The organism is Domibacillus sp., assembly GCF_031181085.1.
Classification (GTDB): domain Bacteria; phylum Bacillota; class Bacilli; order Bacillales; family Domibacillaceae; genus Domibacillus.
The window spans coordinates 61,296-82,573 of the sequence record NZ_JAPSLE010000006.1 but is presented as its reverse complement, the minus strand read 5'-3'; the positions used below and the strand labels follow the sequence as shown (position 1 = coordinate 82,573).

Below are 21,278 nucleotides of genomic sequence, written 5' to 3'. Positions count from 1 at the left end.
GAAAAAGGTCACTCACTTCTCAGCCGGCGGCGTTCCTGGAAGAGCAGGCGGTTTCAATCAGCCTGCTTTCTTATTTTGTCTACACCTTCATTCACCGGCTCAAAGCCGGTGAATTTTTTTTGTGAAAAGAAATGAATCCATTTGCTTGTATCATTCGTATACTAGATAACGAAGAAACAGGAGGAAACGATATGATGTTAAAATGGGCCGCGGCTGCCGGGCTGTCTGCTATTCTATTAAGCGGGTGCAGCCTGCTCGACCAGGCCAATGATACGTTAACCTATGCCAATGATATATCAGGCTTTTTGGATGAAACACAGCAGTTTGCAAGTGATATTCCGGCGCTGCTTGAAAATGCTGCATCAAATCCGAACTTGATGGAGGATGCGCAAGGAAAGCTTGAAAACATGCAGCAGGAAATTGACCAGGTGCAGCAAATGGAAGCGCCGGTCATTGCGGAAGGCGTGCATGAAAAGCTCCTTGATTACAGTGCACAGCTTGAATCAGGTTTAAATGAAGTAAACAGCAAGCTCGAAAACGGTACACTTGACCCGGCTGCTCTTTTAGAAAATACGGAACTGTTAAAGACGGTTCAGGAACTTCAGGAGCTCCGGAATAATATTGAAAAGCTCGGCCAGTAAAACAAGCGCAAATTGATTTGCGCTTGTTTTTTATTTCCTCCCAATCAAGTAAAAATGGCTTTCATTAAATCATGTAAGGAAATATGACATGAAAAGAGAAATGAGAACTAGGATTTGCTAATTTAAAAAGTAGATAGCTAGAGGAGGAGATGGCATGAAGAAACAAAGTAAAACAGCAGCACTATTTACAGCAAGTATTACAATGGGGCTGAGCGTGTTTGCGACAACAGCGGGAGCCGGGTTTACAGATGTAGAAGGGCGGCTGGCAGCAGAAGTAACAGAAGCAAAAGAGCGTGGTTTAGTCAGCGGATACATAGATGGCACATTTAAACCGAAGCAGGCTGTGACGAGAGGGGAATTTGCCCGGCTCGTTGTGGCTGTATACGAGTCAGCCGGTGGAGAGGAGCTGCCGGACGGTTCCTCGAAAACATTTAAAGATGTCCCTGCCGCGAGCACATTAGGCCCTGCGATTTTAAAAGCGGCGGAAAAAGGCTGGATTGCCGGTTACAGCGATGGAACATTCCGGCCAAACGAGCCGGTTTCGCGCGAGCAGGCTGCCAGAATTTTAGCCGAAACCGCGGAGCTTGCGTCTGCAGCCGAATCGTTCGAGGATGTAAAGGATGACGGAGCGTTCGCCGGTTCGATTGGAGCGGTTGAAAGAGCTAAATTTATGTATGGCGACACGAACGGCAAGTTCAATCCGGCCTTGCATATGACACGTGAACAATCTGCCGCAACCATTTTACGGCTGTTTCACTTTCTCCAAAAAGAACTGGTTGAGCAGTTTGATATAGAAGAAGCAACCATTGCTGAAATGAGTGCTGCGATGGAAGAAGGGAAATTGACTTCAGAAGAGCTGGTCCGTTTTTATTTGGATCGTATCGAAAAGTTTGACCAGCAGGGGCCAAAGATCAACTCAATGATCTCCGTGAACGCACAAGCGATCGAAACCGCAAAACAGCTTGATAGAGAGCGGGCAGAAGGAAAAATCCGCGGAGCGCTGCATGGCATTCCTATTGTGTTAAAAGATAATTATGACACAGTCGATATGCCAACTACAGCTGGTTCCTTATCATTGGAAGGATCGATAGCACCGGATGATGCTTTCCAGACAGCAAAGCTGCGTGAGGAAGGTGCCGTCATTATCGGCAAAGCAAACCTGCATGAATTTGCTTTTGGCTTTAATACATACAGTTCATTGGGCGGGCAGACTTTGAATCCGTATGACTTAACACGTTATCCCGGCGGCTCAAGCGGTGGAACCGGTGCTGCTGTTGCTTCAAACTTTGCGGCAGCAGGACTGGGGACAGATACAGGCGGTTCGATTCGGGTACCGGCTTCTTTCAACAACCTGGTTGGAATCAGGCCGACAATGGGTCTTGCCAGCCGGGATGGCATTATTCCACTTGCACTGACGCAGGACACGGGCGGGCCGCTGGCTAGAACTGTGGAAGACGCGGCTGTTGTGCTGGATGCAATTGTTGGTTACGATGAGGCGGATCCGATCACGGAAAAAAGCAATGGCCATATTCCGGACAGCTACACCGCTTACCTGGATGAAGATGGGTTAAAAGGCGCGCGGATCGGCGTTGTCAAAGCTCTGTTTGGAGAAGACGAGCAGATTATTGAAGCGACCGAGCAGGCAATTGATGATATGGAAGCGCTCGGAGCGGAGGTAGTAGACGTTACCATTCCAAACCTGGATAAAATTATGGCTTATCCAAGCTTAAGCTCCTATGAGTTTAAATTTCAGTTAAATGATTATTTAGCTTCGCTTGGAGAAAATGCACCTGTAAAATCGCTGAGTGAGATTATCGCGAGCGGAAAATATCATCCTGCAATGGAAGAATCAATGATAGCGCGGGATGCGAAAGTATCTCTAGAAGAAGATGCTACTTATCAGGACATCATTGTAAACCGTCCTAAAATTACGACTGAAAGTTTAATGGAAGTGTACGAAGAACGGGATATAGACGCTTTAGTGTATCCAACTTCGGCTATACTGCCGCAAAAAATTGGCGGTGACCAGGGCGGCGGGCCAAATCCTAAATTAAGCCCATTCTCAGGATATCCAGCGATGTCGGTTCCAATCGGATTCAGTGATGAAGGACTGCCGATTGGCATGGAGATGCTTGGCACAGCGTTTAGCGAGCCGACGTTGATCAAGCTCGCTTACTCGTATCAAGAAGGGACGGAACATCGTCAGGCACCAGACTTTGAATAAAATTGGACAAAACCACGGGACTCGCGAGCCCGTGGTTTTTTATTGAAGTTAAAGGACGTAAAGAAACACACTCCAAAAGTGAGCGAGGCTGCCAAGCAAAATAAAAATGTGGAAAATTTCATGAAAGCCCATCTGTCCAAATTGCATCCAGGACGGCTTCAGCCCATAAATGATGCCGCCGATCGTATAAAAAATGCCGCCGGCTACAAGCAGGACAAGACCGCCAGTTTCCATGCTTGAAGCAAGCGGGGAAAAAACAAACACAGCCATCCAGCCCATGAATATATACAGAGCGGTTGACACCCATCTCGGACAGGTGAACCAAATCATTTTAAACAAAATACCTAAAACAGCTGCAGCTAAGACGATCCAAAATAAAATCAACCCGGTCCGGCTATGCAGGCTGATCAAGCAAAAGGGTGCATAAGAGCCGGCGATAAGTACGAAAATCATCGAATGGTCCAAGCGCCTGAAAAGAGCAATCACCGCGTCAGACGCGATAACGGAGTGATAAAGCGCAGAAGCTGAGTACAAAAGAATTAAGCTGATGCCAAAGGCCAGTACAGCTAAAAGGGCCAGTGCAGAGCCGGTTGTGGAAGCCTTGAGCAGCATCGCAGCAAGAGCAGCTACAGATAAAAACGCTCCAAACCAGTGAGTAAGGGCATTGATTGGTTCGCGAATAAGAGAGGTCATAGACGTTCCTCCTGTTACATGTAGTTTTAATAACTACGTAATATAATACTTTTGTTATGTTATATAGTCAAGTTTTACATGTGGAGGATATTCCCTTATAATAAAAGTAATATAACGATCTAAAAAGCAGGTGTTTATGTGGGAAAACTGACAGACGTTTTAAATGAACTTCATCTTGATAACCAGTTGACACCGGATAAGATACCGAGTATTGACTTATACATGGATCAGGTTATTCAATTATTCGAACGAACATTCGAAAGCTCGACGCGCAATGAAGAAGAAAAAGTATTGACAAAAACAATGATCAACAACTATGCAAAAGGAAAACTGTTGTTTCCTATTCAGCAAAAAAAGTATTCGAAAGAGCATCTGCTGCTGATCAGCCTCATTTACCAGCTGAAAGGGTCATTGTCGATCAACGACATTAAAACAACTCTCTCCGGTATTAATGAGCGGATCGGTGACATTGATTTGGATTCTTTCTATGAAGAATTTTTAACGGTAGCGGCTGATAATGTGAAGCATGGAAGGGCAGACATTGCCGGCCGGATCGAAGACATTACGGCTCGCACCGATGAGCTTGGCCATATTATGCAGATCCTGGCTCTTGTTCATATGAGCAACATGTACCGTAAAACAGCAGAAAAGCTGGTCGATCAGCTGGCAGAAAAAAAGAACCTCTCATAAAAAGGAGGTTCTTTTTGCTTTTTGAATACAAGCCTGCTGAAAAACAAAGAAAACCAGGAAAATTTCTCCTGGTTCTAATTACTTTACGCTTGATGCCCCGATAAGAGATTCAGGTGAACGTCCAAGAGCAAGCAGGCTGATTTTCGCATAGCCTGTGTCTTTAAATGAACGGAAAAGCTTTTTCAAGACATCAATATGCTCATCGTTTTTCAGCGTTTGAACTTCTTTTTTGTAAAGGCGAAGCACAGAGCTGTATGGAATATTTGGGATGCAGTCATCAGAATTTTCGTCCATAATCAAGCAGCCCATATACTGATACTTTAACTGAAGTGAGCGTGTTAATCCGGCTACATGAACGAATTTTTCACAAAGAGCAGGATAAGAATCCTGCAAATCGACAAGCGCCGTTTTCACTTCTTTTAATTCATCAATACTGCACAATGTTGCAATCATTCTCGTTCCTCCTTTATCTGTCCCATGGTTTTTTCAAAGTCATGTATTCAGCAAGTTCTTTGCTTTTTGTTCTGCGGATTTTACGCATTTCCGCACGGTCCTTTGCTGTTTCAAACAAAAACTTTTCTTCTTCGGTTTCAGGAATGACACCAGGTACTTCAACAGGCTTTTTATCCTCGCCAATAGCTACAAAAGTTAAAAAAGCAGTGGCTGCAATACGGCGTGCGCCTGTCCCGATATCTTCGGCAATCACTTTACAGAATACTTCCATTGATGTACGGCCTGTATAAGTAACGAACGACTCAACGCAAACCGAATCCGTTTCACGAATCGAATCTAAAAAGTCGATGGAATCGGTTGAAGCAGTCACGCACTGTTTTACGCGAGAATGGCGTCTTGCAGACAGGCAGGCAGCGCTGTCGATTTTTTTCATCAGCACGCCGCCGAATAAAGTTTGATAATTATTTAAATCGCATGACAATACTTGGTCGGTATGTACGATGCGGCTTTCACGTGTTTTGATCGCTTCTTTTACTGCGCTCATGGTTTTCAATCCTTCCATGTTGGAATCACGCTCTCAGTGTACGCCCGTTTACAATGTAAGTAAAATGGTTGTTTTTCATTTTCAGTATAGCTTTTATCTATGTAAATGTTTTCATTCATAAATAAACGGCATGAAGGAAAGCGGCTTCATTGGGGAGAAGCCGCTTTTGAAAGCTCTTTCTTAGTGAATGAAAGCCATTCCTTCGCTGCATAGGATAAATATTGATTTTTTCTCCAAATAATAGCCAAATTCCAATTAATCGATGGGTTTACCACTCTCACTGTACAAACGTGATCGCTTAAATGCCGGCATATGCTTTCTGGAAGAAGGGAAATGCCAAGCTTTGAAGCGACCATTTCTTCGATAAATGACCATTGCGAGCTTTCAGAAATCACACGAGGCTGGAATCCGGCATCATTGCAGGAAGAAATGATCCGATCGTTCAGTGCGAAGTCTTTATTAAATAAAATAAAGGACTCAGATGAAAGTGATGCCAGATCGATTTCCACACGTCCGGCAAGAGGATGGGATATAGGGAGAATGAGCATTAGATCTTCTTCCATAAAGGCAAAGTGATGAAACAGTTCGTCTTGTGTAGGGAGAACAATCACACCAACATCCAGCTCGTTTTGTTCCACGGCATCTTCAATAGATTTTGAACCTTCTTCTTTCAGTTGAAACGTAATACCAGGGTATTTTTCATGAAACAATCCGACGACCTTTAAAAAAAAGTGCGCATCAAAAATGGGCGGCAGGCCAATTCGAATGTGTCCGGTTTTCAGCTCCAGCAAATTATCGAGCTCGGTTTCCAGATTACGAAATGCTTTGTTAACAAGCTTTGCCTGCTCCAATAAAATTTTGCCTGCGTCGGTGAGTGCCAGCTTTTTGCGGGAACGGTCAAACAGTTCCACGCCAAGTTCCACTTCCAGATTTTTAATCATCTTACTGATAGTCGGCTGCGTGATAAACAAGTGATCGGCTGCTTTTGAAAAGCTGTTGAAGTTTGAAACCTCGATAAAATATTGCAAGTGTTTAATATCCATTTGTTATTCATCCATTTCTTCCGTAGTCGCTCTATTTTTCATTTGATACAATAAAACAAAAAAACGGAGTAGTGATTGCGATGGACCATACGCATCTAGAACTTGAGCTTGAAGCGATATTGCATGCATCCAATGATAATATCATTGTAACGGACGGCAACGGAATTGTGTTGCGCGCTATCAAAAACAGCGATGAATTTTACGGAGAATCGTCGGAATCTATGATCGGCCGCTCCGTTTACGAGCTGGAACAAAAAAATATTTTTTCCCCATCCGTTACCGTGAAAGTGCTTGAGCAGGGACAGGAAGTGCAGCTTATGCAAAAAACAGCGGTCGGGAAAACGATCATGGCTAAAGGCATTCCTGTATTTGACCGTGAGGGGAACATCGTCCGTGTAATCAGCCTTTCACATGATTTAACAGAAATTCAAAAGCTCAAGGAAGATTATGAGAAGCTGCAGTCAAAACTTGAACGTTACGAGTCGGAGATCGAAAAACTGCGTGAACAGGAAACAGCTTTTGGCCGTCTCGCCACAAACAGCCCGAAAATGAGAAAAGCACGCGAAACGATGCGGCGCGTGGCCCCGAGTGAAGCAACGGTTCTGCTTTCTGGGGAATCCGGAGTGGGTAAAACCATTTTTGCCCGGGCCATCCACCAGGAAAGCGGGCGGCATGACGGGGCGTTTATTGAAGTGAACTGTGGAGCCATTCCCGCAAGCCTGGCGGAATCGGAGATGTTTGGCTATGAGCCGGGTGCTTTTACTGGTGCAAGTCAAAAAGGCAAAAAAGGATTGGTTGAATCTGCAGACAAAGGAACCTTGTTTTTGGATGAAGTCGGTGAGCTTTCGCTTGAAATGCAGGTGAAGCTGTTAAAAGTCCTTCAGGAAAAGGAAATTACAAAAATTGGAGCCGTCAAAAGCACAAAAGTCGATTTTCGGCTCGTTGCTGCGACCAATCGTGACTTAAAACAGCTGGTGGAAAGAGGAGAATTCCGCGAAGATTTATTTTACCGCTTGCATGTTGTACCGGTAGAAATTCCCCCGCTGCGTGAACGAAAAGAAGATTTTCCTATGCTCGTCGATCTGTTTTTAACACAGTTTAACCAAAAGTACAATAAAGCGCTGCGTCTTCATTCAGAAACAATGGCAAAATGTCTTTCATATCACTGGCCGGGAAATGTGCGGGAGCTTGAGAACACAATCGAACGCCTTGTTATTATGTCTGACCAGCCTGTGATTTCACCGGGCCTGCTGTCATTCCACACGGAAACACCTGATCAGCCTGAACAATGGCCTTCTCTCTCCCTGTTTGAGGAGGGAGGAAAAACACTAAAAGAAATGATCGTTGATGTGGAAACGCAATGGCTGCGGCAAGCAGAAAGAAAGGGGCTTTCCACTTACCAAATGGCAAAAACATTAGGGATCAGCCAGCCGACTGTTGTCCGCCGGCTTCAAAAAATAAAAACCGATTCAAAATGAATTAATATGATTCATTTTGAATCGGTTTTCTTTTCTCTTTTGATTCATTTTGAATCAAAAGAAATGAAAAGCGCGAATGTATAGCACATCTGGCTATTGGCATACTTCTTGCAATAAGTAAAACAAAGGAGATGCAAGATTTTATAAAAATATATTAAAATAACAAAATTTTATTTATCTAATATTGTAAGCGATTGCAATAAAAGGTGATTTTATTAATATAAAAGAGTTGAAATAAAGTTTGTTATAAAACCTGACAATAGTAATTTCAAAATTTAGATTTTTTGAAATAATAAATTTAAGTTATTTAAACAAGGAAGGAAGATCACAATGATTCAAGAAAAAGCAAAGTTACAGGAACTATCAGAATTAGATAAAAAGCACTTTTTTCATCCTACCTCCGCTGTGAAATCACAGCAGGAAAGCGGCCCTGCTTTTATTTTCACAGAAGGAAAAGGCGTGTATTTGTATGATGAAAGCGGCAGAAAAGTAATCGATGGAATGTCTTCGCTTTGGAATGTAAATGTCGGCCATGGACGAAGAGAACTGGGGGAAGCAGCGTTAGAACAGATGTCAAAGCTTGCATTCAGTTCGTCTTTCGCTTCCTTTAGCAATGAGCCGGCTATCCGTCTGGCGGCCAAAATCGCAGAGCTTGCACCCGGTGATTTAAATGCGGTGTTTTTCACTTCGGGCGGATCAGAAGCCAATGACACAGCTTATAAACTCGCACGCCACTACTGGGTGTTAAAAGGGCAGCCCGATCGCCAGAAAATTATCTCCAGAACAAAAGCGTACCATGGTGTCAATATTGGAGCGACCAGCGCAACCGGCTTAAAGCCATTCCGTGATTTTACGAATTCACTCGCGCCGGACTTTCATTACGCAGATCATATGTCTACAGAAGAGCTATGCCGTGTTATTGAAGAAGAAGGGCCGGAAACAGTGGCTGCCTTTGTGGCTGAGCCGGTTCAGGGTGCAGGCGGCGTTCATATTGCAGCGGACGGATATTTCAAAGAGGTGCGCCGCATTTGTGATGAATATGGCATTTTGTTTATCACAGATGAAGTCATTACCGGCTTCGGCCGCACGGGTACATTTTTCGGTATTGAACACGATGAAGTTATCCCGGATATGATGTGTTTTGCAAAAGGGGTTACAAGCGGATATGCACCGCTTGGCGGCGTCGTATTTTCTGAGTCGCTTTATAAAGAACTGGGTGATCTTTCTACAGGCACGCTTCTGCATGGATACACATACAGCGGACATCCAATGGCCTGTGCTGTTGCTTTAAAGAACATTGAAATCATTGAGCAGGAAGGGCTTGTTGCGAACGCAAAAAGAATGGGAGCGGAGCTGCTGAAAGGATTTGAGGCGATCAAAGCAGAGCATTCTATTGTCCGCAGTGTACGGGCGCGCGGATTAATGGGTGCGGTTGAACTGGCCACGCCGGCTGGCAGCGAGCCGCTTGCGCCAACAGTGGTGGCCGAGGCAGCAAAGCATGGATTGATTTGCCGGTCCGTCACGTTTGATGGGCAGGACACGCTTGTGTTCGCACCGCCGCTGATCATTAACGAAACAGAAATCAAGGAACTGATTGTAAGCCTAAATATGGCTTTGCAGGAAGTAGAAAAGTTAATGGGAAGTGAGGGGTAATGATGAACGCAGCGGCTGTTGACATCATCGAAGTGATCAACCCGGCAACCGGCCAGATCGTGGGCCGGCTGCCAAAACAGGGACGAAAGGAAGCGAAGCAGGCAGCAGACGCTGCGTACAATGCTTTTTCCGAGTGGGCAGGGCGGACAGCGGAAGAACGCAGTGTTCTTTTGATGAACTGGCACCGCCTGATCAGCCAGTCAGAGAAGGAACTCGCAGAGCTGATGACAAGAGAGCAGGGAAAACCGTTGAAAGAGGCCCTCGGAGAAATCCGGTATGCGAACAGTTACATTTCTTGGTATGCGGAAGAAGGGAAACGCCTGTATGGACAGACCATTCCGGCTTCAGACCGAAACAAGCGGATTATCGTTCAAAAGCAGCCAGTCGGCGTAGTTGCAGCGATTACGCCATGGAATTTCCCAGCCGCAATGATTACCCGGAAAGTGGCACCGGCGCTTGCAGCCGGATGCACGGTCGTTGTAAAGCCTTCCGAATTCACGCCTCTGACTGCCTTCAAGCTGGCCGAACTGGCTTATAAAGCAGGCATTCCCCGTGATGTGCTTGCTGTTGTAACGGGCGATCCGGCAGAAATCGGTGATGCATGGATGAAAGACGGCCGTATCCGCAAGCTGTCTTTTACGGGTTCGACAGGTATTGGCAAGCTATTGATGAAAAAAGCGGCAGATACGATGAAAAAGCTGTCACTAGAGCTTGGCGGTCACGCTCCCTTTATCGTGATGCCGGATGCGGATCTCGATCAGGCGGTTGAAGGACTTGTTGCCTCGAAATACCGCAATGCAGGACAGACGTGCATTTGCACAAACCGTGTATTTGTTCATGAGTCATGCGCCGAGGCGTTTACAGGAAAACTCGCTGAGGCCGTTTCAAAGCTGAAAGTAGGAAATGGGCTCGATGCTGGTACCGATATCGGCCCTGTTATTAATCAAGCTGCTCTCGAAAAAGTAAAGGCCCATGTAGAAGATGCTGTTTTAAAGGGAGCTCTTCTTCTTTCCGGCGGCCGTGAGCATGGGGAACAGGGTACTTTCTTTGAACCGACAGTGATTGCCGGCGCAACAGATGATATGCTGTGCATGAAGGAAGAAACGTTTGGCCCGCTTGCTCCTGTTGCTACGTTTCAAACGATGGATGAAGTGATTCGCCGGGCGAACAATACGCCATACGGGTTAGCCGCTTATCTGTACACGAAAAACCTGTCCGATGCGATCCGGATCAGCGAAGGGCTGGAATATGGAATCGTCGGAATCAATGATGGACTGCCATCTGTGAGCCAAGCACCATTCGGCGGCTGGAAACAAAGCGGACTTGGCCGTGAAGGCGGGCATTATGGGCTCGATGAATACGTGGAAGTAAAGTACATTTCTATGCACCTTTGAAAAACAGAGGAGGGAAAAGAATGAAAGAGCAGCAGCTAACCAATCAATTAAAAACCAGGCATATTTCCATGATTTCAATCGGGGGCATTATCGGAGCCGGCTTGTTTGTCGGGAGTGGTTCCGTGATTAATGCGACCGGGCCGGGGGCAATTGTGTCCTATGCAGTTGCCGGCCTTCTCGTTATTTTTCTAATGAGAATGCTTGGGGAAATGGCAACGGCAAATCCGGACAGCGGCTCGTTTTCTACCTACGCCCGCCAGGCAATTGGCCCGTGGGCAGGGTATACGGTCGGCTGGCTCTACTGGTTTTTCTGGCTGATTGTCATTGCGATTGAAGCAACAGCAGGCGGTGCCATTATGAATCAATGGGTGCCTGCCGTGCCGATTTGGGCCTGGAGCTTAATTCTGACGTTCCTTCTAACGTTAACAAATATTTTTTCAGTAAAGTCGTTTGGTGAATTTGAGTATTGGTTTGCCATGATTAAAGTAGCAGCGATTGTTGTGTTTATGCTTGTTGGTCTCGCTATTTTATTTCAATGGATTCCGGGAACCAATTCACCAGGTTTATCTAACTTAACAGGAAACGGCGGCTTTATGCCAAATGGATTTAGCTCAGTTTTTGTTGGAGTTGTAACGGTTATTTTTTCTTATTTTGGAGCCGAGATTGCGGCTATTGCGGCAAGTGAATCGAAGGATCCTGTTAAGTCTACAACGATGGCAATCAACAGTGTCGTATGGCGTATTTTAATTTTTTACGTGGGCTCTGTATCCATTTTAGTCATGCTTTTGCCATGGAATTCAGCGGAGCTGTTAACAAGCCCGTATGTGACCATGCTGAAGATGGCGGGGATTCCTGGCGGCGCTCAAATTATGAACGCAGTCGTGCTTGTGGCGGTCCTGTCATGCTTAAATTCGGCGCTTTACACCAATTCCAGAATGCTTTATTCGTTGGCAAAAAAAGGAGATGCGCCAAAAATGCTGCTCAAGCTGAATAAGCATGGCGTCCCGGTTCGTGCGGTCTGGCTCAGCACCATTCTGGCTTACGTGTGCGCTGTTTTCAGCTTTGTGTCTCCGGATAAATTGTTTCTTTTCCTCGTGAATGCATCGGGGGCCATTGCTTTACTTGTGTACTTGGCTATTGCGGTATCACATTTACGGCTGAGAAAGAAAGCAGAGCGTGAACATAGTCAGCTTGAAATGAAAATGTGGCTTTTTCCGTATATTACGTATGCGGTGATTGCCAGCATTGGCATCATTTTAATCTCCATGATCTTTATTGATTCTATGAAGTCTCAGCTCTTATTGACTCTGCTTATTACCGGCGGGCTGATCCTTTCTTTCTTTTTCAAGAAAAAAAGACCGGGCGGGGAGCAGGAGAGCTATAAAACAGCAGAGCAAAAAATCCTAAACTCGTAACAGTTTTCTTTCCTTTTTTTCTGCTATACTGACAGAGTATTCAGAATCGAATGGAGGAATAAACGTGGGATATTATGCAGCGTTGTTGCACATGGTCGATCCAGAGAAAAACAAGGAAGTACGCCCGCTTCACCTGGAGTATCTAGCGGGGCTTGAAAAAGAAAATAAAGTGTTTGGGAAAGGGCCTTTTGCTGACGGATCCGGTGGAATGGTTGTATATGTAGCCGATACATACGAAGAAGCACTTCAACTGGCTGAAAATGATCCGGCTGTTACGCAAAAGGTACGCCGTCTTGAATTAAAAGAGTGGCTGAAAAATTAAAAGAGAGAGACACCTGGCACATTCCAGGTGTCTTTTTTGTGTTTGATAGTGCTAAATAACTGAAAAGAGGGTATAAGGTAGAGGAACGTGCATAAACGGGACTAATCTATCGATTCGAAAGAATTATAAATAATGGGTTAAAGGACACTTTGCGTGAAGTAGGATCTACTTGTAACAGGAAAGGCGAATGTAAAGGGCGGCTGGCTAAAAAGCAAAATACGCTTCACCCGGGAGCAGTACTTTAAACCGTTTGTAAAGCACGTGAAGCAATGATACAAAGAGAGATGGGGAAACGGTATGATGAACATCAAAGAATTTGTCATAAATGCATCCGTATTGATGGCTATTATTACGATGGGCGGCTTGGTATATAAACAATTTTTAGTCAACGCCGGACCGAGGCTGAAAAACAGCCTGCTGGCAGCCATGCTGGTGTTTTCAGGATGGGCTTCCATGTTTTTTGGCATCCACTTGGATGACCATGTGATTTTTGATCTTCGGTTTGTGCCTATTATTATTGCCGTGTTGTTTATGTGGAAAAAAGAACTTATTTTACTGGCCGGACTGGGAATTGGCCTGGCCCGCTTATCTTTTGGTATAAATGAAGCAGCCCTCTCAGGCTTTTGGACGGTAATGGCTGTTTCAGCAGTAGGCGTTATTTTACGTACTGTTTTTTCAAACTTGGCTCCGGTCAAGCAAGTGATTTGGACAGTTTTAGCTTTAAACAGTGTAAATGTTTTGTTTATTGCTTTTTTAGGTGTAATTCCCGCCCGGACCTATTTAGTTGAAATAACACCGATTGCTCTGCCGACGAGCATCCTGCTCAGCTTTTTAATCGTCTGGATGATCAACGACCTGCGCCGTGAATTTCTATCCAAACAGCATTTACTTGAGTCAGCCAGGAGAGATCCATTAACGAAGCTGTATAACCGCGGGGCATTTATGGCTTACTTTCAACAGTTTTCAACTGGAAAGCGTGGAAAAAAGCCGTTTGTTTTAGTTTTCATTGATATTGATCATTTTAAGCAGGTAAATGATACATATGGACATATTGTCGGGGACTGCGTACTAAAGGCAGTGAGCGGGAGGCTGCTGAATAATGTGCGCAGCGTGGATATTGTAGCCCGATACGGAGGCGAAGAGTTTGTCATCATTCTGCCGGACTGCGCAAAGAAAAATGCGCTGGCTGCCATTGAACGAATTCGTGAAATGGTTGCCAGCCAGCCGGTCGCTGTGAACAATGTTCAAGTGCCCGTTACATTTTCAGCAGGACTGGCTATATCGGATGAGTTTACCCCTGAACAGCTGCTCAAAGAAGCGGACCATGCGCTTTATAAAGCGAAGCAGGCAGGCCGCAACCGGATCGTCTGCGCAAAGCCGACGGCGGTCTGCTCTTAACTTATTGATTTAGCCTCACATAACCGGTTTCCTCAACCAATTGCTGCCCTTGTTCGCCTTGCATCCACTGAAGAAAAGGCGCCAAGGACGGCTTTTTATTTTCTTTTAGTGTAATGGCGTAAAGAGTGGCGGTAAAAGGATAGCTTCCATTTGCTATATTTTGTGGAACCGGTGCTACACCATCAATAGACAAAAAGCGAAGCTGCTCGTAGCTTTGCATGCCGGAAGCGAAAAAACGAAAAGAAAAGCCAATCGCCCCTTTGTAATTACGGTAGTCAGCGACTTCTTCTAAAATGCCGCCCATCCCTTCCGGAACTTCTTCTTTTACAGGAGTCATAATCGTTTTGCCCGCCATGATTTTCTGCAGCCACGTCTGGCTTCCTGAATTTTCAGAGCGTTGAAAAGCAAGAATATGCTGGCTGTTTCCGCCTGCCTCTTTCCAGTTTCTCGTCTCGCCGCTGTAAATGGATTGAATTTGTCCGGTCGAAAGGTTTTGAACCGGGTTGTGCTGATTAACAAAAAATACAAACGCCTCTTTGCCGATCGGAGTCATCACTAACTCGACCCCGGCGTCCTTGGCCATTTTCAGCTGAGCTTTAGACGGTTCAGCACCAAAATAAATATCTGTCTCCCCTTGAAGCAGCCGTTCATAGGCATGGATCGTATTGGTAAACGTAATAAAATCGCTGTTTTGATTTGCATTTTTATAAACGGCCTGTGCAAAAGCGGAGTAAACAGGAAACGCCGCTTCAGCACCGTCGAGTACAAGCATATTCTGCCGCTTATCGATCCAAACCAAAGATTTTTCATTCAGTTTGGGAAGAATGTTGTCTGGATTGGTCACATTATAAGGAGTTAAATCTGTACTCGAATTGCCTCCTTCATAATCAAATCCATGAGAAGGGAGAACCGTTTTAGCCCGCTCCCAGGTGATAAACAAGCCTGTTCCGGCAAAAATGACTATTGCTGCTGCTGTCAGAACCGTTTTTTTCAAAGCTTGAATGTTCAGCTTTCGATTTCTGGCCAAAAAGCCGATTAAAAAAGCGAATTCATATAGTACAGGAATGATAATAAATAAATAGCCAATCCCATAAAGCGAAGAGAAAAAATATGCGGGTCCAAACGGAAGGTGCAGCAGAGCAAACAAGGACCATGCATCTGCTCCGTAAAAGCCTTTGCTTATAATCATACACGATGCCCATAATCCAAGTGTGTAAAGAAGCGGATAAAGAAATATGCCCAGCGGTCTGACACTTGCTTTACTGCCTGCCCACATGCCGGCAGCAAAACCGCCAATTGCAAAGACGGCAGCACAAACTACTGTTAACTGCTCAAAAATCAGAAGTCCTCCGGCAGCAAGCAAAGCAAGAAAAAACGGAACCAATCCATAATTAAAAAAATAAAAAACTCCTTTGTTTGTATTCATCCAGCCACATCCTTTCTATTCAATTCATCTAACTTTCTGTTATATTGCACTCCATACATTTTCACTTTTTATAAATATATGGTTTATTTAGTGTAATAATACACTATTTGTATTTTAGTGGCAACAGAGGTGTAAATAAAGACAAATTATAGAAAAACAGGAAATTGAAATATTTGCTATAATGAAAAAAGTTTGTAGAAAGAAGGGTGGTTACGATGAATACATACACAAAAGCTGCTTCCGGCCTGTATGTGAACTATTTTTTGCTTGGTATGGTCAATATTATTCTATCATCCAATATGGCCTCATTATCCGAGCAATGGGATACAGACAAGGCGGGGATCAGTTACATTATCAGTGCAATCGGGATCGGGAAGCTGCTTACTTACGCATTGTCCGGCCATCTTTCGGACCGGTTTGGGCGGAAGCCGCTTGTGATTTTTGCGGCGCTTGCGATGGGGATTTTTCTTGTGGGCATTCCACTGTCGCCCGTTTATGAAGTGGCTTTTATGTTTGCGCTGTTAGCAGGAGTCGCAAACTCAGCAATGGATGCAGGCTCGTATCCTGGACTGGTTGAAATCTTTCCGCGTTCGAGTGGCTCTGCCAATGTAATGGTCAAGGCATTTATCTCTCTCGGGGCGGCACTGCTGCCATTTATGATTTTGTTTTTCACCAATCAGGGCGCCTCATACACCTATGCATTTTTTGTGCCAGCCGCTATTTTCTTTTTGAATATGCTGTTTCTCATGACGGTTACATTTCCGGATCACCGGGCCATTGTGGCCAGCCAGGCAGCCGAAAACGCCGGCCAGTCGAAGTTTTTATCAGAACCGAGATTTTCACGTGAAGGAATTGCGCTTGTGATTATCGGGTTCACGTCGACAGGATTGTTTACAGTCGCGCAAATCTGGCTGCCAAGCTACGGGGAGGAAGTGCTCGGAATGGCCGCAGACAGTGCGGTGAAATTGTTGAGCTACTACAGTATCGGAGCACTTATTTCCGTTCTCTCTTTATCTATTTTGTTAAAAAAAATGGTTCGTCCGGTCACTGTGATTGTCATTTACCCAATTATGACATTTATCGCGATCACAACGATTTTAATGGTGAAAGTTCCGGCCGTCGCCGTTGTAACAGCTTTTTTTATTGGCTTTTCAACAGCTGGTATTTTCCAGCTTGCGATTACGATTATAACGGAGCTGTTTTGGCAGAAAAAAGGTACAGTTACGGGAATTGTCGCGACAGCAGGAGGGCTGGCAGCCATTGTGATGCCCCTATTGACTGGACTTTTATCCGAAACCGGCAACATCGCGATTATTTTTATTTTTGATGCTTTTTTAGCCGTGATCGGCTTTGCAGCCGCAGCGTTTGTTTACTATCGATATGGAAAAATCGTCAGAAAGTCAAAAGACGCAGATATAGAGCGGAGGGTGCTCTCTTAAACTAGCCATAAAGATTCATTTTGAAAAACAGGATTGACTGAATAGAAGTTCATTTACTATACTTTCTTTGAAAAGAAGGAATGAGCTTCTTTTTTTGCTTTTAAATGCAAACGTTTGCACAAAACGAAGGGGGTTGTGTTAAGTGAGGAAAGTATGGTACGGATGGCTGCTGTTCACTTTACTGTTTGTATCTGCGGTTGGTGGCGTACAGCCGGCTCAGGCGGATGTACAGAAAGAGTACAAGCTTTATGTGATGGCACCGCTAACGGAAATTACCGATTGGGAAGCATTTGAAGAAAAGCTTAAAACGATGAAGGAAAACGGTGTTTACGCGCTCACTACAGACATTTGGTGGGGAATGGTAGAAGGCAAAGGGGATAATCAATTCGACTGGTCTTATTATGAGAAATACGCGCAGGCTGTCCAGTCGTCTGGATTAAAATGGGTGCCGATTATGTCTACCCATCAGTGCGGCGGCAATGTCGGAGATGATTGTAATTATCCTATTCCATCCTGGCTGTGGAAAAAAGACAGTGTTGAAAATATGACGTTCAAAAGTGAAAGCGGTTACTTTAACAAAGAAGCGCTGGCTCCGTGGTGGGAAGGGACAGCTAAGCAGTATGAGGAATTTTACCGTGCTTTTGCGAGGCAGTTTGCTGATGAGGAAGACTTGATTGTCAAAATTTACTTGAGCGGTGGACCAGCCGGTGAACTTCGGTATCCGTCTTATCAATTTGCAGACGGATGGGAATGGCCTGAGCGAGGGCAGCTGCAGGCTTATACAGAAGGAGCAAAAAAAGACTATCAAGATTATTTAAAAACGAAATATAAAAATGTGAAAAAGCTCAACGCAGCTTGGGGCACAGCGTACAAGAGCTGGGCTGAAATCGAGCCTCCAGCAAATGGAGATGCATTTTTTACGAGCGGTGATGCTTACAAGCCGGGGTACGGCCAGGAGTTTATGAGCTGGTATCAGGGTGCATTAGAAAAACATATGGAGAACATCTCAAGAGCGGCCCATAAACAGTTTGACCGTACATTTGATGTGCCGATCGGTATTAAAATTTCAGGTGTACACTGGAAAATGAATGACCCGGAAATGCCGCATGCAGCGGAATACAGCACAGGCTACTATCAGTATGGCAGGCTGCTCGATCATGTAAAAAAAGCAGATCTGGCCCTTACATTCACCTGCTTAGAAATGGATGACAACAATGCGCAGGTTCTCCCTTACTACAGCGCGCCCAAAACACTTGTAGCTCAAATTGCCACACTCGCGAATGAGCGGGGCATTTCGCTGAATGGCGAAAACGCGCTGGCACTGATTAATAATGAGTGGGGCTTTAACAACGCAGCAGAAATGGTATTTAACTACGGCTTTGATGGTTTTACACTACTCCGCATGAATTATTTATTTGATGAAGCAGGTAATCCAACGAATGAATTCTATATGATGAAGGATAAGCTGGCGTTAGTGCAAATGCCCGTCACATTTACGGTTTCTAATATCCCGAAAGAGGCAAATCATGTATACGTGATTGGAGACCGTGGAGAAATGGGCCGTTGGAATTCGGAGCAGTATAAATATGAGCTGACTAAAAATATGGATGGCAGCTGGAGCGGTTCCGTAAATCTTGCGGCAGATCGTTCATACTCATTTAAGTTTTTGTATGAAAATGCAGCAGGTGAACGCATTTGGCAGAGCGGCGAAAACAATCATTACACAACTCCTTCAGCCGGGGAAGCGTTTTTTAACGGCGAATGGTAATACTAAAAGCGACCAGAGAGGATTCTGGTCGCTTTTCATTTTTCTTGCATTTCATTTTTCCGATAATTATAATGATTTTATATTCCGAAAATAAGAATTATTGTTCCGATATTTGGAACAGCGGTGGTGAGATTGATTTAAAAGATGAAAAATAATCTGGAAGAAATTCAAATGAAACCGTTAGGGGAGTCGGCGATAACTGTTCAATTTGGAGCCGAAATCAGTCCCTTTATTAATAAAAAAGTGAAAGCGCTATCATCAAAGCTTCAGCATGAATCATTCTTCGGATTTATTGAATGTACACCTGCCTTTGCCAGTGTAACGGTTTTTTATGACCCCTTTATCGTTAAACAGGCATATGGGGAAAAAGAAAAAACGTCTTTTCAAATTGTTCATGCCATCTTAGAACGGATGTTAGAGGTACTTGTTGAAGACGAAGAGAGTAAACCGCGGATTGTAGAAATTCCCGTTTGCTACGGCAATGATTTTGGACCGGACCTTGATTTTGTAGCAGCTCATAACAATCTTTCAGCTGACGAAGTCATTCATTTGCATGCCTCAGCCGAGTATCCCGTTTATATGATCGGATTCGCACCGGGCTTTCCTTACCTGGGCGGCCTTTCAGAGAAAATACATGCCCCGCGCCGGCCGTCACCGCGCACGTCTATCCCGGCTGGCAGTGTTGGAATAGCAGGCAGTCAAACAGGCGTATATCCGATTTCTACACCAGGCGGATGGCAGCTGATCGGGCGGACACCGATGGCTCTTTTTCGTCCGGACCGTGATCAACCAAGTGTTCTGTCGGCGGGTGACATCGTGAAATTTGTGCCGATTACCAAGGAAGAATATGACCAGTATCAGGAGAGATGGCAATGAGTGTACAAATCATCCGCCCGGGACTCTTGGCAACGATTCAAGACTTAGGGCGATACGGATTTCAACAATACGGAGTCGTGGTTGGAGGCGCAATGGATTCGCTTTCGCTTCGTCTCGCAAATGTGTTAGTTGGAAATGAAGAGGGAGAAGCAGCCATTGAAGTAACGATGATGGGTACATCTCTTCAGTTTAACGAAGACACATTGATTTCCATTACGGGCGGAAACTTAAACCCGGTCATCGGTGGAAATCCCGTTCCTTTATGGAGGCCCGTTTTTGTACAAAAGAATACGGTTCTTTCGTTCACCGGCTGTAAAGCGGGATGCCGCGCGTACGTTGCTGTGGCAGGCGGCTTTTCCATTCCAAATGTGATGAACAGCAAAAGTACCTATATACGTGGGGAAATTGGCGGCTTTAAAGGGCGTGCTCTCCAGGAAGGCGATTTGATTCCACCGGGAGAGGAAAACAGCTTCTCCCGTAAAATAAAAAAAGTCCTCCAAAGCAAGCTGAAACAAAGGTCATTTGCGTCAACTGACTGGTATGTGCCGTTTGAACGTTATGTCAATAGAAGTGTGGTCCGTGTCTTAAAAGGAGCCGAATACGCGAAGTTTTCGGAATCTTCCCAAAAGCAGTTTTTCGAAAAGGAATTTCAAATTACCCCGCAGTCGGACCGGATGGGATATCGCCTTTCAGGTGCGTCTCTCGGGCTGAAACAGCCGTTTGAATTATTGTCTGAAGCGGTAGCCAATGGAACGATTCAAGTGCCGAGCGATGGCAACCCAATTGTATTGCTTGCTGACCGTCAGACAACCGGCGGCTACCCGAGAATTGGACAAATTGCAGCGGCCGATTTACCGATCATCGCTCAAATGAAGCCGGGAGACCGCGTCCGCTTTCAAGAAATTTCGCTTTATGAAGCAGAACAGCTTTACATGGAACGCGAACAGGAAATCAAACAAATTCGTACCGCTCTTTTGCTAAAGAAATGGTCATTTGATGGAGCAAAACCATAAATGGAGGAGCTATTCCATTTATCGGAACAGGGAGAAGGAAGAAGTGAATAAAACCGTTCTTAAATCAATGGAAATCATTCAATTGTTTTTTGCAGAAGAAAAATTAACGCTGCTGCAAATGATAGAAAAAACAGGGCTCCCGAAAACGTCTGTTTATCGAATGGCAGAATCATTGCTTGAACTCGGATTTCTGGAGAAAGATCAGGAAGGTGCCTACCGTTTAGGATTGATTTTTCTGGAGCTCGGCAATCTTGTCGCTGAACGGCTGGATATCCGCTCCATTGCATTGCCCTACATGCAAAAACTCCGGAAAGAAACAGGGGAAGCTGTGAATCTTGTGATCCGGGACGGAGATGAAGCGGTTTACATTGAGAAGGTTGATACGCAGGAACGTGTCCGTGTTTACACACAAATTGGCCGTCGTGCCCCGCTATATGGAGGGGCATGCCCGCGTGTACTGCTGTCTTTTATGGAGCACGCCGAACAAGAGCGGTTAATTGAATCATTCCAAATTGTACGGTACGCAAAAGGAACACCGGAAAATAAAGAAGAACTGCGGCAGCTTATTGAAAAAACACGGAAGAATGGCTGGTCGATCAGCCATTCTGAATTAGAAGATCATTCTTCCGCTATTGCTGCTCCTATTTTTAATCATAAAGGAGACGCAGTAGCCGGAATCAGCCTGGTAGGCCCTGAAGTCCGCTTTCAGGATGAAGCACATGCAAAAGAAATGATCGAAAAGCTAACAGAAGCATCACGGCAGATCTCCGCTGAACTCGGTGCCGTAGATCGCTGATTTTGGAGGTGC

At 45.0% G+C, this 21,278-nt stretch carries 19 protein-coding genes; 14 read left to right on the top strand and 5 right to left on the bottom strand.

Annotated features, from left to right (window positions below):
- Positions 1 to 191: 191 nt before the first annotated feature.
- A complete protein-coding gene (locus tag RIN81_RS10675; RefSeq protein ID WP_309089998.1) occupies positions 192 to 641 on the top strand; it encodes a DUF6376 family protein in 450 nt (149 codons plus the stop codon).
- A gap of 154 nt (positions 642 to 795) precedes the next feature.
- On the top strand, positions 796 to 2,865 hold the full coding sequence (locus RIN81_RS10670; protein ID WP_309089996.1) for an amidase family protein: 2,070 nt from the start codon (positions 796 to 798) through the stop codon (positions 2,863 to 2,865).
- A gap of 48 nt (positions 2,866 to 2,913) precedes the next feature.
- On the opposite strand, the gene trhA is transcribed toward RIN81_RS10670, so the two are convergent.
- Entirely contained in the window at positions 2,914 to 3,558 is a 645-nt protein-coding gene (gene trhA, locus RIN81_RS10665) for a PAQR family membrane homeostasis protein TrhA (RefSeq protein WP_309089994.1), read from the bottom strand.
- 138 nt (positions 3,559 to 3,696) lie between these two features.
- Here trhA and RIN81_RS10660 point away from each other — a divergent pair, with 138 nt between their 5' ends.
- Positions 3,697 to 4,248 (top strand): DUF1836 domain-containing protein, encoded by a 552-nt coding sequence (locus RIN81_RS10660; RefSeq protein WP_309089992.1) that lies wholly within the window; start codon positions 3,697 to 3,699, stop codon positions 4,246 to 4,248.
- Between the two features lie 78 nt (positions 4,249 to 4,326).
- Here the strand turns inward: RIN81_RS10660 and RIN81_RS10655 are convergent, their stop codons facing one another.
- From RIN81_RS10655 to cidR, 3 genes are all read right to left on the bottom strand, one after another.
- Positions 4,327 to 4,701 carry a hypothetical protein gene (locus RIN81_RS10655; RefSeq protein ID WP_309089990.1) on the bottom strand — a complete coding sequence of 125 codons (375 nt, stop codon included), beginning with the start codon at positions 4,699 to 4,701 and terminating at the stop codon, positions 4,327 to 4,329.
- Between the two features lie 13 nt (positions 4,702 to 4,714).
- Positions 4,715 to 5,245 carry an acyl-CoA thioesterase gene (locus RIN81_RS10650; protein WP_309089988.1) on the bottom strand — a complete coding sequence of 177 codons (531 nt, stop codon included), beginning with the start codon at positions 5,243 to 5,245 and terminating at the stop codon, positions 4,715 to 4,717.
- Positions 5,246 to 5,391: 146 nt separating this feature from the next.
- Complete coding sequence (gene cidR / locus RIN81_RS10645) at positions 5,392 to 6,288, bottom strand: cidABC operon transcriptional activator CidR (RefSeq protein WP_309089986.1); 897 nt, start codon at positions 6,286 to 6,288, stop codon at positions 5,392 to 5,394.
- An 80-nt stretch (positions 6,289 to 6,368) separates the two neighbouring features.
- Between cidR and RIN81_RS10640 the strand changes: the two genes are divergently transcribed.
- From RIN81_RS10640 to RIN81_RS10615, 6 genes are all read left to right on the top strand, one after another.
- Complete coding sequence (locus RIN81_RS10640; RefSeq protein WP_309089984.1) at positions 6,369 to 7,766, top strand: sigma-54 interaction domain-containing protein; 1,398 nt, start codon at positions 6,369 to 6,371, stop codon at positions 7,764 to 7,766.
- Between the two features lie 330 nt (positions 7,767 to 8,096).
- Positions 8,097 to 9,419, top strand: a complete 1,323-nt coding sequence (locus RIN81_RS10635) for an aminotransferase family protein (protein WP_309089981.1) — start codon at positions 8,097 to 8,099, stop codon at positions 9,417 to 9,419.
- On the top strand, positions 9,419 to 10,813 hold the full coding sequence (locus RIN81_RS10630; protein WP_309089979.1) for an NAD-dependent succinate-semialdehyde dehydrogenase: 1,395 nt from the start codon (positions 9,419 to 9,421) through the stop codon (positions 10,811 to 10,813). Before RIN81_RS10635 ends, RIN81_RS10630 begins: the two co-directional genes overlap by 1 nt.
- Positions 10,814 to 10,833: 20 nt before the next feature.
- Entirely contained in the window at positions 10,834 to 12,228 is a 1,395-nt protein-coding gene (locus RIN81_RS10625; protein ID WP_309089977.1) for an amino acid permease, read from the top strand.
- 64 nt (positions 12,229 to 12,292) lie between these two features.
- Positions 12,293 to 12,550, top strand: coding sequence for a YciI family protein (locus RIN81_RS10620; protein ID WP_309089975.1), 258 nt, complete (start codon positions 12,293 to 12,295; stop codon positions 12,548 to 12,550).
- A 297-nt stretch (positions 12,551 to 12,847) separates the two neighbouring features.
- Positions 12,848 to 13,948, top strand: coding sequence for a GGDEF domain-containing protein (locus tag RIN81_RS10615; protein ID WP_309089973.1), 1,101 nt, complete (start codon positions 12,848 to 12,850; stop codon positions 13,946 to 13,948).
- A gap of 1 nt (position 13,949) precedes the next feature.
- Here RIN81_RS10615 and RIN81_RS10610 read toward each other — a convergent pair whose 3' ends face one another.
- A complete protein-coding gene (locus RIN81_RS10610; RefSeq protein WP_309089972.1) occupies positions 13,950 to 15,374 on the bottom strand; it encodes a PstS family phosphate ABC transporter substrate-binding protein in 1,425 nt (474 codons plus the stop codon).
- A gap of 215 nt (positions 15,375 to 15,589) precedes the next feature.
- Between RIN81_RS10610 and RIN81_RS10605 the strand changes: the two genes are divergently transcribed.
- The 5 genes from RIN81_RS10605 to RIN81_RS10585 all read left to right on the top strand — a co-directional run bounded on the left by RIN81_RS10605 (position 15,590) and on the right by RIN81_RS10585 (position 21,266).
- Positions 15,590 to 16,813 carry an MFS transporter gene (locus RIN81_RS10605; protein ID WP_309089970.1) on the top strand — a complete coding sequence of 408 codons (1,224 nt, stop codon included), beginning with the start codon at positions 15,590 to 15,592 and terminating at the stop codon, positions 16,811 to 16,813.
- Between the two features lie 142 nt (positions 16,814 to 16,955).
- Positions 16,956 to 18,581, top strand: coding sequence for a family 14 glycosylhydrolase (locus RIN81_RS10600; RefSeq protein WP_309089968.1), 1,626 nt, complete (start codon positions 16,956 to 16,958; stop codon positions 18,579 to 18,581).
- A gap of 171 nt (positions 18,582 to 18,752) precedes the next feature.
- Positions 18,753 to 19,457, top strand: a complete 705-nt coding sequence (gene pxpB, locus RIN81_RS10595; protein ID WP_309089966.1) for a 5-oxoprolinase subunit PxpB — start codon at positions 18,753 to 18,755, stop codon at positions 19,455 to 19,457.
- Positions 19,454 to 20,470 (top strand): 5-oxoprolinase subunit C family protein, encoded by a 1,017-nt coding sequence (locus RIN81_RS10590; protein WP_309089964.1) that lies wholly within the window; start codon positions 19,454 to 19,456, stop codon positions 20,468 to 20,470. Before pxpB ends, RIN81_RS10590 begins: the two co-directional genes overlap by 4 nt.
- Before the next feature lie 43 nt (positions 20,471 to 20,513).
- On the top strand, positions 20,514 to 21,266 hold the full coding sequence (locus tag RIN81_RS10585; protein ID WP_309089962.1) for an IclR family transcriptional regulator: 753 nt from the start codon (positions 20,514 to 20,516) through the stop codon (positions 21,264 to 21,266).
- Positions 21,267 to 21,278: the final 12 nt, after the last annotated feature.